Here is a 14358-nt window from a genome sequence, read left to right as displayed (position 1 = left end):
AGAAACTTTACGCGCAAGTAAAGAAAAGGTCGCAGCGCAACAAAAAAGGCGGCAGGAATAATCCTACCGCCTAATTTTCACTATACACGCACGCATAAAACTGCGTTACGCGCAAAGCAACAAAAAGTTAGAACTACTTAAGTTCAACGGAAGCGCCAGCCTCTTCGAGGGCAGCCTTAGCCTTCTCAGCGTCTTCCTTCTTAGCCTTCTCGAGAACAGCCTTTGGAGCGCCGTCCACGAGAGCCTTAGCTTCAGCCAAGCCAAGGCTGGTCAAAGCACGCACAGCCTTGATGACTGCAATCTTCTTATCGCCAGCAGCGGTGAGAACGACGTCAAACTCGTCCTTCTCTTCCTCAGCAGCACCAGCAGCAGCTGGAGCAGCGGCAACAGCGGCTACAGGAGCAGCAGCTTCGACATCAAACTTATCTTCGAATGCCTTGACGAACTCAGAGAGCTCAACGAGGGTCATTTCACCGAAAGCTTCAAGAAGCTCTTCGTTAGTGAGCTTAGCCATAATTGGCTTCCTTTCTTACTTGGCCGGGCATACCTTATGCCTTACGACCATAACATTTTTACATTTGGTTGGTCTCATGCAGCAAGCTGCAAGGGAATCAAGCGGCCTTTTCCTGCTTCTCGCGCAAAGCGTCGATTGTACGAACTGCTTTGGTTGGCAATGCGTTGAACAGGTAAGCGGCCTTGGACATGGTGCCCTTGAGCGCGCCGGCCATTTCGGAAAGCAACTGTGGGCGCGACTTCAAGTCGGCGAGCTGCTTTGCACCTTCGGCATCGTAAACGGTTCCATCTGCGAAACCGCCCTTAATGACGAGGGCTTTATTCTCTTTGGCAAAATCACGCAAGGTCTTAGCAGCCTCAATGAAATCACCCTTAACGAAGGTGACTGCAGTTGGGCCGGCGAGAAGCTCGTCAAGACCTTCAATGCCCGCTTCCTTAGCAGCAATACGAGCAAGCGTGTTCTTAGCCACAGAGTAGGAAGTATCGCGGCCTAGCTTTTCGCGCAGAGTAGAAATCTGCGGAACGGTAAGCCCGCGGTACTCGGTGAGGTAGATAGCGTCTGCGTTACGGAAAAGTTCCGTAAGCTCGGCAACTACCGCTTCCTTTTCGGGCCTCTTCATGGCGTTCCTTCCTAAATTGGCCGTAGGTGAAAGAAACGCATCAAGCTTAATTAAACAGAGCAATAAAAAAAGCCCTGCGCACTGGCAGAGCAACATAAGAAGCACTAAGGCGTGCTTAAATTTTCGACTCATAACGAAATTCGCTATAAATCATCGCTCAACCTGTGCTGGCCTGACACATCAATTTCAGGAATTTTTAATTCCGCCAACGGTCTGTGGTTTACGTTGGGTAAGTTTAATACGCCGTTAGGACAATGTCAAGAGAAATACTATAAAAATAAAAAAGAGGGCATGTAATTTACATACCCTCGAATTTTTTAATTTTTACTTTTATATTTTATGTTTCACAAGTTCACTACTTGCAAAATGCACCCTTACATTAAATGCACATTTACAGCACAGCATTAGCAACGAAATCAAGCAGGAACAGCAAGGAAACAATCCAAAGCATTGGATGAACTTCCTTAGCACGCTTCTTGCAAGTCATAACTAAGCAGTACATGATGAAGCCTGCAGCGATGCCGTAAGAAATGGAGTAAGAGAACGCCATGAATACGGCAGCAAAGAATGCAGGAATTGCTTCGGAAATATCGTCCCAAGCAATTTCCTTCAAGGAGCTTGCCATCATGCAACCAACAACAACAAGCACACCTGCAGTTGCTGCAGCAGGAACTGCAGAAGCAAAAGGCGCAAGAACAATAGAAAGCGCGAAGCAAATAGACACAACTACGGAAGTCAAACCAGTGCGACCACCGGCACCAATACCAGCAGCAGATTCTACATAAGTAGTGGTGTTAGAAGTACCGCAAATTGCGCCAACAGAAGTAGCAATAGAATCAGCAAACAATGCGCGATCCATCTTGGAGCTAAATCCGGAGCCGTTTTCAAGAGCCTTTTCGTCAGCCTCAGAGAAGATACCTGTACGACGGCCAGTACCAATAAAGGTGCCGAGAGTGTCAAAAGTATCCGACATTGAGAATGCGAAAATAGTTACCAACACAAGCGGCAAACGAGCAGGATCAGCAAACAAAGATGCAAAACCCTTATCGCTAAAAATAGCACCGAAAGTAGTTGGAAGCTGAGCAAAAGCATCAGTAACAGACACTGCATTGTTCAAAGAAGTCAATCCCAAAGGAATACCAATTAAAGAAGTTGCAATAATTGTAATAAGCAAGCTTGCGCGAACTTTAAGAACTGTAAGAACAATAGCAAAAAGAAGTCCAATAAGGAATAACCAAAGCACAGGGTTATTCATAACAGCAAGACCTGGAATAGCAGCAGTTGGTTTACTCTTTGCAGCGGCGGCAGGATCCTTGGAAGTAAAAGTAATCAAGCCAACACTCATCATGCCCACATAGGCCACAAATAAACCAATGCCACCGCCGATTGCTTGTTGAAGCGAAGTCGGGATGGCACGAATAATCATTTTACGAATTTTAGTAACGGTAATAATAATGTTAATTAAACCGCACAAGAACACCATGCACATGGCCTCTTGCCAAGTAAAATGCAGGCCGAAGCAAACTGTGTAAGTAAAGAATGCGTTAAGACCCATGCCAGCAGCCTGTGCGTAAGGTACGTTAGCAAACAAGCCCATAACAAGGGTACCAATGATTGCTGCGATGATTGTAGCGAGGAAAACGCCACCTTTAGGCATGCCAGTTTGGCTTAAAATCATTGGATTTACGACGATAATATACGACATTGCGAAGAATGTAGTGAGACCTGCAGTGATCTCCGTTGATACATTCGTGCCGTTTTCTTTGAGATGGAAGAACTTTTCCATATACTCTCTGTTCCTTGGTTTACAAGCGCAAAAGACCAGAAAAGCGCGGCGAAAGCACTTGAGCAATCGCGTACGCAATTACATTTGGGCATTCACGCAGAGGTTACTGCGACTCGTCGAATGAACGAAAGCATCACAAAATCTCACATAAAATTATGAAAATTGCGAAACCTTTGAACAACCGAACAGCTCTGACCTTACGCGCACGTGCTGACCAAGGAAATACACCGAAATCAAAGAAGTATATAACAACTCAGCCAAAACGACCGGAAATATAACGCTCAGCTTCAGCGTTGCGCGGATTGTTGAACATAGTAGTTGTGTCTGCAAAGTATTCCAAATGCCCCGGCTGACCTACAGCTTTCAAATTAAAGAATGCCGTGTAATCCGCAACACGCGCAGCCTGCTGCATGTTGTGAGTCACAATCACAATCGTGTAGTCACGCTTAAGCTCATTAATCAAATCTTCTACAGCCAATGTAGAAATAGGGTCAAGAGCTGAGCAAGGCTCATCCATAAGTAAAACTTGCGGATGCACAGCCACAGCCCTAGCAATGCAAAGTCGCTGCTGCTGACCGCCAGAAAGACCAATACCCGGCTTATCTAAGCGATCCTTAACTTCATTCCACAAGTTCGCGCCTCGTAAAGCCCACTCAACTAAATCGTCAGCATCACTCTTAGCAATTTTGCGATTATTCAAACGAACTCCAGCGAGCACGTTTTCTCGAATAGACATTGTTGGGAAAGGATTTGGACGCTGGAAAACCATGCCAACATCGCGGCGGACAGCCACAGGATCCACGTCTTTACCGTATAAATCGCGGCCTTCAAGAAGCACTTGACCTTCTACTCGCGCGCCAGGAGTGATTTCGTGCATGCGGTCTAAAGTGCGCAAAACTGTTGATTTTCCGCATCCGGAAGGTCCGATAAAAGCCGTCACTTTATTTGGCTCAATATTAATATTTACATCTTCTACAGCAAGAAAATCACCATAGTAAATATTTAAGTGCTTCACATCAATTCGCTGACCCATTTTATGCTCACTTTCTAAAAATTTAATTCGCTTTGCTTTGTTTTATTTTGCTTTGCTTTAACTCACTTTATTTAAGATTTACTTCGCTTTATTTCGTCTTTACAGAAAACACTCGAGCCACAACTCGCCCCAAAATATTTAGCAACAACACCAACACAATAAGCGTTAAAGCTGCAGCCCACGAGCGCTCCATCGGAATTGACGTTACACAAGAAGCCGGCGCATTAGCTGGACAATTCGCAGAAAGTTTGGAATATTCTTGGTAAACGTACACCGGCAAAGTCGTCATTTGCCCATCAAATAAATTGAGATTCGTGGAAGCAATAAAGCCTGAAGCCATAAGAAGTGGCGCAGTTTCGCCAATAACGCGCGCAACCGCAAGAATACAGCCAGACACAATTCCCGGAAGAGCAGTGCGCAAAACGATTTTTGTAATTGTGCGCTGCTGAGTAACTCCCAAAGCAAGAGACGCCTCGCGCAAATCGTTAGGCACGATTTTTAGCATTTCTTGAGAAGACTTCACAACTGTTGGAATCATAAGAAGTGAAAGAGCCACAGATCCTTCAAAACCATTGATTGTGCCAGGACCAGCAAGAAGAGCAAACATAGAAAATGCAAACAATCCAGCAACAATAGACGGAATACCACTCATAACGTCAACAAGCAGATTAATTATGCGCGAAATTTTGTTTCCGCGAGCATACTCAACCAAATAAACAGCACACATTAAACCAATCGGAATTGAAATAACCATAGCTCCTAGCGTTATTTCAAGAGTTCCAATAATCGCGTGCAAAATTCCGCCGTAACCGCCAGTTCCAGTAGCATTTCCGCCCACAACGTAAGTCATGTTATGAGTGAGAAAATCAAAATTTAAACGCTTAATACCATTGATAATGGTTGTTAAAAGCAAAGAAATAAGCGGAATAAGTGCCACAACAAAAGACAAGAAAATCAGCACGCGCATAAGCATGTCTTTACGTTTGCGCGCAGCTATGTGTGAGCGAGTTGGGCGGAATTTGTTGAAGTCAATAACCGGAGCTGCAGAATTTTCTGCGCGATTTTCTACGCAATTTTCTGCGAAGACTTCAGCACCTTCGTTAGATTTATTAATTTGATGCTCCATTTATGCGCCCGCCTTTCCGGTAATTTTGCGAGCAATAAAGTTGACTGCAAAAGAAATAACGAACAAAACTAAGCCGGTTGCAATAAGCGCACTTACGCCAAGTCCGTTCGCTTCCGGATACTGTGCTGCAATATTTGCGGCAATAGTTTGATTTTGAGAAGCCTTGAAAATATTGATACCAAAAGTAAATCCAGGAGACAAAATCATCAAAACTGCCATCGTTTCACCCAAAGCACGGCCCAGCCCAAGCATAGAAGCCGACACAATACCAGACTTTGCAAACGGCAAAACAGCTAACTTAATCATCTCCCACTTCGTAGCGCCGAGCGCAAGCGCACCTTCCTGCTGCAAGCGAGGAGCCTGCTGGAAAATATCGCGAGCCATAGAAGTAATAATCGGCAAAATCATCACAGCCAAAACTAATGCAACCGTAGCAGCAGAACGAGAAGGATTAGCCGCCGGACCAGAAAATAGCGGAATCCAGCCAAAAAGTTTAGAAACCCAATCCCAGAAAGGATACATAGCTGGAACCAAAACCAATCCGCCCCACAAACCATAGATTACGGACGGAATCGCAGCAAGCAAATCAATTACTCCACTCAAAAGCGGAACAATTTTTTTAGGCGCATAATACGAAATAAACAGAGCAATACCAATTGCCACAAAAAATGCGAACAGCAGCGCGAGCGCAGACATAAGCACTGTGCCAAAAATAAGCGGAGCCACATAGCTTATAAAATCATGCGCTTTACCACCAGTAAAATCAGCAAACACATGACTTACTTGATTGTGATTTCCACTTAATAACGGCAAAGCACGAAACAGCAGAAATACTGCAACTGCTGTAAGAACAAGCAAAATTAGCATGCCACAGCCTGCAGCCACGCCTTTAAAAAGACGGTCTGCAAGATGAGTGCCAACATAATTTTTGCTATTGCTCTCAGAAATTTGAGCAGTTTCGTTTGCACTATTCGCAACTGCTTTCGCATTTTTCGTAGAACTCAATCATTCTCCTTTATAACCGATACGTTCATAATATCAGTTTGTAAAGTTTTTACTTTCCTGTTTTAACAGACTTAATCGATGCGTTAATTTTGCTTACCAAATTTTGTGGAAGTGGAGCCGTTCCAGCAGCAGAAGAAGCAGCATTCTGCCCTTCCGCGCTAGTTACGTAGCTAAGCCAAGACTTCACAAATCGAGCAGTTCCAGCATCTTTATAAACCGGGCAAGCAATATCGTAAGAAACTAACACAATTGGATAAGCACCCTTAGATTGCGTATTGTGATTAATTTTCATAACAACGCGATTAGGATATTTTGCAGAAGCGTCTGCGTCAATTTCAGAATCAGCTAAAGTTTTAGAAGCAGCTTCCGGAGAAATCTCATTGTAAGTATCCCCCACCTTCACTGCAACAGTACCGAGCTTACCGACCTGTGAAAAATCAGCGTAACCAATCGCACCATTTGCCATGCGAATAGTAGATACAACGCCCGAAGTGCCCTTTGCACCTTGACCGACACTATTCGGCCAGTTTTCAGAAAGATCATATTTCCAATCGTCCGGAGCAGCGTCTTTCACATAGCTTAAGAAATTCTGCGTTGTACCGGACTTATCGGAGCGGTGAACAACAGTAATCGGGGTGTCTGGAAGCTTTAGCTTAGGATTCTGCTTCTTGATATCGTCATCATTCCAGCGCGTAATTTTTCCGTCGAAAATTTTAGCAATCGTCGAAGCGTCCAAATTAATATGCTTGCCAGCATCCGAAACACCTTTAAGGTTGAAAATAATCGCAATTGGTGAAACATACACGGGCACATCGAAAGCCGTAGTTCCATGAGCACAAACCGACTTAGACTTTTCAACTTCGTCGTTACTCAACGCTTTGTCTGAACCAGCCCAAGCCGTGGCACCAGTCATAAAAGTGGTAACGCCAGCACCAGAACCAGTAGGATTGTAAGCAATTTTTGCACCCGAATTTTTAGATTGGAATCCTGCAATCCACGCTTCCATTGCAACCTGCTGGGAAGAAGCACCCGAGCCTTGGAAATTGCCGGAGATCTTAGTGTTTTGCGAACCTGACGCATTGGAATTATCAGCAGGAACATTGTCTCCGCAAGCAGCGCAGGTTGCACACAAGCCGAAAGTTAGCGCCGCCGCAGCAATACTGCGGAACTTAAGTGCGCTTTTAGTCGTATTAAATTTATTCATATTTGACTTATTCATATCGTTACGCATATTCTTCTTTCCTTTCGCGAAGAATTGCCTTGCGCCCCACCACATTTTCGCGTTCCTATAGCCGTATTGCGAATTGGGCGCATTTTCTTAATTAATCCCTATCTTTTTTTATTAACGCAACCATCGTAAACAGGTGGGTAAAACCTCACCGGCAAAAATAAAGTGGGTACCAAAAATGGCGGTATTTGGTGCTATATTTAACGCGACTTAAGCAAAATGAAGGTCGGCGACCACATCAGCGTGTCGAAATGCTACAAATTGCGAAGAATATTTACCGTAATTTTTGCAGCAGTGTCCGCATACTCGGAAATATCAAAAGTGTGAAAATCCTCGTATTTTGTATCCGCATTATCGCTCATTGCGCGCACAACAAGTGCAGGAACGTCGTTACGAGCAGCCACATGCAAGACTGCTGCGCCTTCCATTTCCACAGCATCCGCTTGAGTAGCTGCAATTACCTCCGCTACTTTTTCTGGCGAATCAACAAAATATCCGCCGGATGCAATAGTGCCAGCGATATGCGTGATTTTCATATCGGTAAGCACTTTACTAGCTACTTTAAGAAGATAATCATCCGAATTAAATTCGCTTGCAAATGGCTTCCATTGACCGATTAAGCGCATATCGGTATCGAGATATTTTACAGTTTTTCCAAGAACAACATCGTTCGTATGCAAATTTTTATTAAGATTTCCTGCAATACCAGAAAAAATTACGACTTGAGGGTTATATGCGTCAATAAGATATTGCACAGTTGCAGCAGCATTAACCAGACCCATTCCGCCAACAGTAGCCGCGACTTCGATTTTACTGCCATTCGCCGAGTCAAGAGTGCCGCAAGATACATCAAGACTTGCAGAGTGATCGTGAGTCACGTTTTCAAGCGCACTGGCAATATGCGCAACTTCTTCCTCTAAAGCACCAACAACAGCGACTTTCGTAATTTTCTCAGTACTAGGCATTAGCAGAATCATCCTTTTTTACTTCGCTACTTACGCATTTATCGTTATTCTTAACCAAAAACACGCATACTAAAGTCATAATAACAAAAGTCAAAGTCGCAATTTTCAGCAATGCTCCGCACGTAAAATCAAACCAAGGATTCACAACAGGAACATTGAAAAACGCAATAATTTGATTCTGCAGGGCAAGAAAAGCGAAAAATCCGGCTATAAGCAATACACAAACTAAAGTGCCAACAATGCGACGCCATCCGTTAGCAAAAACAAGCAAAGCAATTCCAGTTACAAACGGCATAAAAACGCTAAACCACAATGCAGAAAACGTAACAAGCGTATAACCAGCACTATGCGTGCCACGATACCATGCAAAAGCCAACAAAATAACACCAGTTGCAATCAAAGCTAACAATATATAACGCACCACCGGTAGTGCTTTACACATAAAACCTTTATTCGCATTATTCCCATTATTCGCTTTATTCAAGTCTTCGTTATACATTTCAACACACTCCCTTGTACGCAAAATATAATGCAAAAATAGGCGGCAAATACAGTAAGGAACATAAGCCAAGTAGAAATTAATTGAGATTATCTTACTACAATCTCTAAGCTCTAAGCTCTACGGCGAGTTGCTACAGATTTATCTAAAATTCTTAGCAAATTGGCAGTATCTTCCCAAGAAATACAACGATCCGTAATAGACTTCCCATATTCAAGTTCGCTAAGAGGAGCAGGATCCTGATTACCACCCTGTAAGAAGCTCTCCATCATCACGCCCTTAATACCCTGCTCACCCGCAGCCAAACGATCCGCAATCTCACGCACAACCTCAATCTGGCGACGCTCATCCTTGCCAGAATTACCATGCGAGCAATCCACAACAACACCATGCGAAGCCATGCAACCAGTACCCAAACGCAAACGAATTGAAGCCACAGCAGAAGCAACCGACGCAGCATCATAATTCGGCCCCTTACTAGATCCGCGCAAAACCACGTGACAATCAGGGTTGCCAAGAGTCTGCACAGCACAAGCGCGACCAAGATGATCAATACCAAAGAACGTATGATGCTGGCTCGCAGCTAAGCAGCCATTTACAGCCGCAGAAACAGAACCATCCGTAGCATTCTTAAAACCAACCGGCATAGAAAGACCACTAGCAAGCTGACGATGAATCTGAGACTCAGTATTACGCGCACCAATCGCACCCCAGCTCACAGCATCCGCAATAAACTGAGGGCTGGTCGGCTCCAAAAATTCAGTAGCAGCAGCCAAACCAGCATCCAACACGCCGAGCAAAGTCTTACGCGCAAGCAACAAACCCTTATGAATATCATGCGTTCCGTCAATATCCGGGTCGTTAATCAAACCCTTCCAGCCAAGAGCTGTGCGCGGCTTTTCAAAATACACGCGCATAACAATAAGAAGCTCATCTTCAAGCTCCGAACGCAACTTAGCTAAACGACTCGCATAATCAAGAGCAGCCTTAGGATCATGCACAGAACACGGGCCAACAATAACCAACAAGCGATCATCTTCGCCATTCAAACAGCTACGAATCTCATCGCGCGACTCAGCAACAATATCCTGCGCATACGGCGACAATGGCAACTCACCAAGCACCTGAGCAGGAGTTGGCAAAGGCTCCAGCTCAAGCACGCGGCGGTTTATTATGCGATCCACACCAACCTGGTCTTCCCAGCGCTGAAACTTCGCGGAATTAAGAGGGTTACGCCCCTCCTCAACTTCCTTCTTTACCGCGCGAGAAGTACGCTGCTCAGCTGTAGAAGCCATTTGTCACCATCCTATAAAAACTGTGCTTGGTGCGATCGGTGGGTGCGAGGAGAGAATCAACCTAACTTGGTGGGGTCGGTGTACGCATCTTGAAATAAAGATGCGTGCACCGCCGAGCTTGCGTTGAAAGCACAACCACATTTGATGTGGTCGGTGCTTGCATCTTGAATAAAGATGCAAGCACCGCCGAGCTCACGCGAAAAGCACACTGTGCTTTTCGCAATAGTGAGCGCGGCGCTTTGGAGTAGCTTAAGCGCCCAATGCGCTTAAGCTAAGCCAAAGCGCCCATTGGATCCCACGCCGGTAATACGATTGCTGGTTCTTCTAGGGCTTTGCGATATTCTTCCGGAAGCAGATTCTTCGGCACTGCAACTTCGTACACATACTCGGTAAACCAGTCGTCACTCATCGTAAAGTAACCCTTATCTGCAATATCAGTGCCCCAAGAGTTCTCTACGCGCCAACGGCGAGTAGTCGTACCATCATCAGCAACATCCACACCAGCAAAAGCCATAGCGTGATTCATCGCAGAATCAGCAAAACGCACACGCGCTTCCTTATCCAAATCAAAATCAACGCCATAAACGCGACCATACTCGAACAAATCAGTAGCCCAAGCGCCATTCTCGCGATCCATCATAGGATGGCAATCGGCACCAAACCACACTGGAATGCCCTTCTCAACCAAAATCTTACGCACGCAATCCTTCATAAACTGGTTTGGCACGTTCAAATATTCGGTTGCGTCTCCGCCAGCAACATTACCCAAATGCTCAATAGCAATCTTCTTGCCCTTAGGATGTTCAGCTCGAGGATCGTCAACCAAGCACACATAATCCTCAAGACCAGCATTCACGTACTTCTTCCAAAACTCAACTGGCGTAATCTCACCATCGCGATGGAACTTGCCGTCGCTATCAGTCCACTCCCAATCGAAGCTCTTAGGTGGCTCACCCAAGTGAATTGTCAAAATCCTGTGACCTGCAGCAGTAGCATCCGCAATAATCGCATCAATTTCAGTGGCATTCGCATACATATGAGCAACAGCAGTATGCAAAAGCGCACGCAACTGCGTATTCATAGCACCAGTATTCTTAGAAGAAGCAGTTTCTGGGAACAAATCCTTAGGAACAGCACCATACTTCTTGTAAACATTCATAGCCATGGTCCACTGGCCGCCATCGCCCATAACGTCATGCAACAAATGCTGAATCAAACGAGAATCTGAAGGCTCACCTGCACGCACCAAAGCAGCAACATCCTTCAAGAAGTAGTTAATTCGCTCAAGCTTGTCGTAGTACATTGCGTAGTTTTGAGAAAACTCAAATTCCTTCAATCCAAGGGATTTCTTCGCAATGAAACGAGCCACGTTCAACGAACTAAACAGCCAGCAACGGCCAGAACGATCCTGATGTGTTGCATCTCCGTTATCAACAATGGTAGAAAAACGACGCTGCAATAAGCGCGCACGATCATAATTACGCGCGACTTTATCAATACCAGCAGCAGTCACACCATTCATAGCTAAACGGTTTAAAGGATTTGCGTCAAAATCCTCACGCAAACCTTGTAATTTTTCATCAGTTAGAGCAGTGATTTCAGTCACAATGCTACCTTTCCTGTTAATTATCAATATTTATTTCAAATATTTATTCAAATACCAGCACATTCTAGCGTACGATGTTTAAGCCAATCTACAAATTTTACAATATTTTCTTTATTGATTATCTGTGTCTTGGTCTTCTTGAGACTCGTTAGCTTCTTCAGATTCAGCCAACGCAGCTTGAACATCTCGCTGAGCCTGCTTCGCATCTGCAGAAGATTGAGCATCCGACGAATCCTCATTATCGTCAGAAGCTTGCGCAACTTGTTGGTTTTGTTGAGCATCCCCAAAATCAAATCCAGAGAAAGCATTCGCAAACAGCGAACGCAATTCCGTAACGCGCTGCGTAATAGTTGCCTCACGATGCTGCAATTGGGTTAATCGAGTCGTCATGCCATCAAGCTCTTGCTGCGCTGCAGCTCTACGCTCTTCAACCTGAGCAGTTGCTTCCTGCATAGCTTTGCGCACAATATCAGCAGCCTGACTATCCGCAGCCTGATGCGTTTGCGCTGCATATTCGTCAGCTTCTTGATGAACAGTTTTTGCGCGAGCAACCAAAGCATCTGCTTCTTCCTGAGCTGCTCTTTCTTTCTCTTTCAAACCAGAAAGCAAGGCATTGACTTTCTTTGTAGCTTCCTCCTGTTGAGCAGCAATATCTGCTCGAATCTGCTCAACTTCTGCACTAACTTGGCTTAACGTACGCGTGCGTTCAACTTGAGCATCATCTGCAATTTCTTGAGCTTTAGCAGCAGCAGCATCCGTAATTTCGCCAGCTTTGCGCTGTGCGTCAGCCATCATCTTCGAAGCGTGTTCGCGCATATCAGCAAGCTTTTTATTTGCTTCTGCAAGAGCAGATTCAATCTGATCGTTTGTTTCAGCTTTAGCACGTGCAATCTCTTCGTTTGCAGCCGCACGCTGCTCAGCAATTTTTTGCGCAGCTTCCGACTTAAGTTGCGAAATGCTGCTTTCTTGCTGAGCGCGCTCAGAAGCCATGCGCTTCGTATGTTCTTCTTGAGTGTTTTGTAAAGCTAATTCTGCAGCGTCTTTTTGAGCTTGCACATCTTTAGCAGTAGTATCGCGCAAACGTGCAGAATCTTCTTGTGCAGCTTGCATAAGTTGTGTCGACTTTTGCGTGGCATTGGAAAGCATTGTGTCTGCTTTAGTTTGTGCTTCTTGCATTAAATGTGCAGCATCCAGTTTTGCATTGTTCAGCAAAGTTCCAGCTTGTGCTTGTGCATTCTTTTTAATTGATGCAGCATCTTGCTTAGCGCGCTCAAGCAATTGAGAACTAGTCTGCTCTGCAGATGCCAGCAATTGTTGCGCATTTGCACCTAAGGATGCAAAAGTATTTCCGCTTTTTGCACGTTTTACATTATTTTTTTCTTCTTGCAATTGCGCTTGTAATTGCAAAATTGATTCATCGCTTGAACGCACTTGTTCACGCAGACGAGAAATAGTACGCTCATAGTTTGCAAATGCTTCATTTACCTTGTCTTTATCGTACCCACGCAACGCGGTTGGGAATAAATCAGCCACCATAATATTCCTTTCACAAGCCCCCACACAGCTGCACAAAACGCTGTGCTACACCATCAGAATCAACGCTATCACTTACAAGCAAAAAACACTCGTGTGTTGCGCACGTTTTTGCTAAGCTCACACAACTGCACTTACTACCTAGCTCAAATACAGTAATGTTTATATAGCATATGCGATTATTTGTCGCGAATTACTAAAGCAAGAAGTCTACCTTCATGCGATTTTCCAGCTAAACTAGCACGTCGATGAGAATACCATAGCGGATTTTCCAAAGTGCACATTGGGTTTTGCAAATTTTGCAAACGTTCCGGCAAAGACTCGCCTTCCCCATCTACTTCGCAAATCGTGCGCAATTCCTCATCTTCCTGCAAATATTGCGTAGCTGCAGTAACTCTTGGCAAAGCGTCAACAATATTCGCAACTCCTGCGATCGCTAAATCAATGCGTGCAGCTTCAGCAATATCAATACCAATTCCACCGAAACGCGTTTTTGTTACAGTTTGCGGATAACGTTTTTCAAAATCGCGCGCAATACTCTCACCAACTTCGTAGCAATCTCCACAAATACACGGACCGAGCACTGCTTCTATACGAGAACGCTCAGCTCCCTTTTCGCACATTGCTTCGATGACAGCATCGAGTACGCCAGCCATCAATCCTTTTCGCCCACAATGCGCTGCAGCGATTACTCCAGCTTCGTCGTCCGCAAGTAAAACTGGCAAACAATCTGCCGCAAACATTCCTAAAGCAAGCGAGCACGCAGTTGAAACTTGCGCATCCGCCTCAATTCTCAATTGCGAATCTGCAAAACCTGTTGCATCAAAGCCGTAAGAAGTATTCCATGAATCTACTACACTATCTGCGTCAAATACTTCTCTGCTATGAACTTGAGCAACAAGCGACAAGTCTGCTTGCAAAGCTTTCTGTAAAGCTGCGCGATTGCTTGCTACAGCCTCCTCACTATCTCCTGCGCGTCCGCCTAAATTAAGTGAAGCAAATGAACCTTCAGAAATTCCACCCAGTCTAGTAGTAAAAACTGCATGAGTGCGAGACCCTAACGGCACTGGAATGGTTACAGGAATTGGCGTACCGTCCTCATCTTCGTGAGGCAATGGCATACCAGTTACGCTTGTTTCTTGCATTTTA

At 44.9% G+C, this 14358-nt stretch carries 13 protein-coding genes; all 13 read right to left on the bottom strand.

The features are described from left to right. Positions 1-133: 133 nt before the first annotated feature. The gene (rplL, locus tag HXT41_RS05520; RefSeq protein WP_004105575.1) at positions 134-514 is read right to left on the bottom strand and encodes a 50S ribosomal protein L7/L12; all 381 of its coding nucleotides are present in this window, start codon (positions 512-514) and stop codon (positions 134-136) included. 97 nt (positions 515-611) lie between these two features. Then, positions 612-1133, bottom strand: a complete 522-nt coding sequence (gene rplJ / locus HXT41_RS05515) for a 50S ribosomal protein L10 (protein WP_012913809.1) — start codon at positions 1131-1133, stop codon at positions 612-614. A 391-nt stretch (positions 1134-1524) separates the two neighbouring features. Further along, the gene (locus HXT41_RS05510) at positions 1525-2919 is read right to left on the bottom strand and encodes an NCS2 family permease (RefSeq protein WP_012913808.1); all 1395 of its coding nucleotides are present in this window, start codon (positions 2917-2919) and stop codon (positions 1525-1527) included. A gap of 253 nt (positions 2920-3172) precedes the next feature. Continuing rightward, positions 3173-3952, bottom strand: coding sequence for a phosphate ABC transporter ATP-binding protein PstB (pstB, locus tag HXT41_RS05505; RefSeq protein ID WP_004109757.1), 780 nt, complete (start codon positions 3950-3952; stop codon positions 3173-3175). A gap of 88 nt (positions 3953-4040) precedes the next feature. Next, on the bottom strand, positions 4041-5078 hold the full coding sequence (pstA, locus tag HXT41_RS05500) for a phosphate ABC transporter permease PstA (protein ID WP_004109758.1): 1038 nt from the start codon (positions 5076-5078) through the stop codon (positions 4041-4043). Beyond that, entirely contained in the window at positions 5079-6026 is a 948-nt protein-coding gene (gene pstC, locus HXT41_RS05495) for a phosphate ABC transporter permease subunit PstC (protein ID WP_100066732.1), read from the bottom strand. It abuts the gene before it with no gap. Positions 6027-6132: 106 nt separating this feature from the next. Continuing rightward, positions 6133-7359 carry a phosphate ABC transporter substrate-binding protein PstS gene (gene pstS, locus HXT41_RS05490; protein WP_102703337.1) on the bottom strand — a complete coding sequence of 409 codons (1227 nt, stop codon included), beginning with the start codon at positions 7357-7359 and terminating at the stop codon, positions 6133-6135. A gap of 206 nt (positions 7360-7565) precedes the next feature. Then, a complete protein-coding gene (mtnN, locus tag HXT41_RS05485; protein WP_012913804.1) occupies positions 7566-8276 on the bottom strand; it encodes a 5'-methylthioadenosine/S-adenosylhomocysteine nucleosidase in 711 nt (236 codons plus the stop codon). After that, complete coding sequence (locus HXT41_RS05480; protein ID WP_102703336.1) at positions 8269-8775, bottom strand: hypothetical protein; 507 nt, start codon at positions 8773-8775, stop codon at positions 8269-8271. Before HXT41_RS05480 ends, mtnN begins: the two co-directional genes overlap by 8 nt. A 113-nt stretch (positions 8776-8888) precedes the next feature. Further along, a complete protein-coding gene (locus HXT41_RS05475) occupies positions 8889-10070 on the bottom strand; it encodes a 3-deoxy-7-phosphoheptulonate synthase (protein ID WP_064621722.1) in 1182 nt (393 codons plus the stop codon). Positions 10071-10341: 271 nt separating this feature from the next. Further along, complete coding sequence (locus tag HXT41_RS05470; RefSeq protein ID WP_103013784.1) at positions 10342-11676, bottom strand: C1 family peptidase; 1335 nt, start codon at positions 11674-11676, stop codon at positions 10342-10344. Positions 11677-11787: 111 nt separating this feature from the next. Then, on the bottom strand, positions 11788-13212 hold the full coding sequence (locus HXT41_RS05465; RefSeq protein ID WP_033888563.1) for a cell division protein: 1425 nt from the start codon (positions 13210-13212) through the stop codon (positions 11788-11790). Positions 13213-13388: 176 nt separating this feature from the next. After that, positions 13389-14354 carry a polyphenol oxidase family protein gene (locus HXT41_RS05460; protein ID WP_012913800.1) on the bottom strand — a complete coding sequence of 322 codons (966 nt, stop codon included), beginning with the start codon at positions 14352-14354 and terminating at the stop codon, positions 13389-13391. Positions 14355-14358: the final 4 nt, after the last annotated feature.

Origin of the sequence: Gardnerella sp. DNF01189 (genome assembly GCF_049244195.1) — a bacterium.
Lineage (GTDB): Bacteria > Actinomycetota > Actinomycetes > Actinomycetales > Bifidobacteriaceae > Bifidobacterium > Bifidobacterium swidsinskii.
Note: the sequence above shows the minus strand (reverse complement) of the source record. Positions and strands in the feature narration are given on the sequence as shown.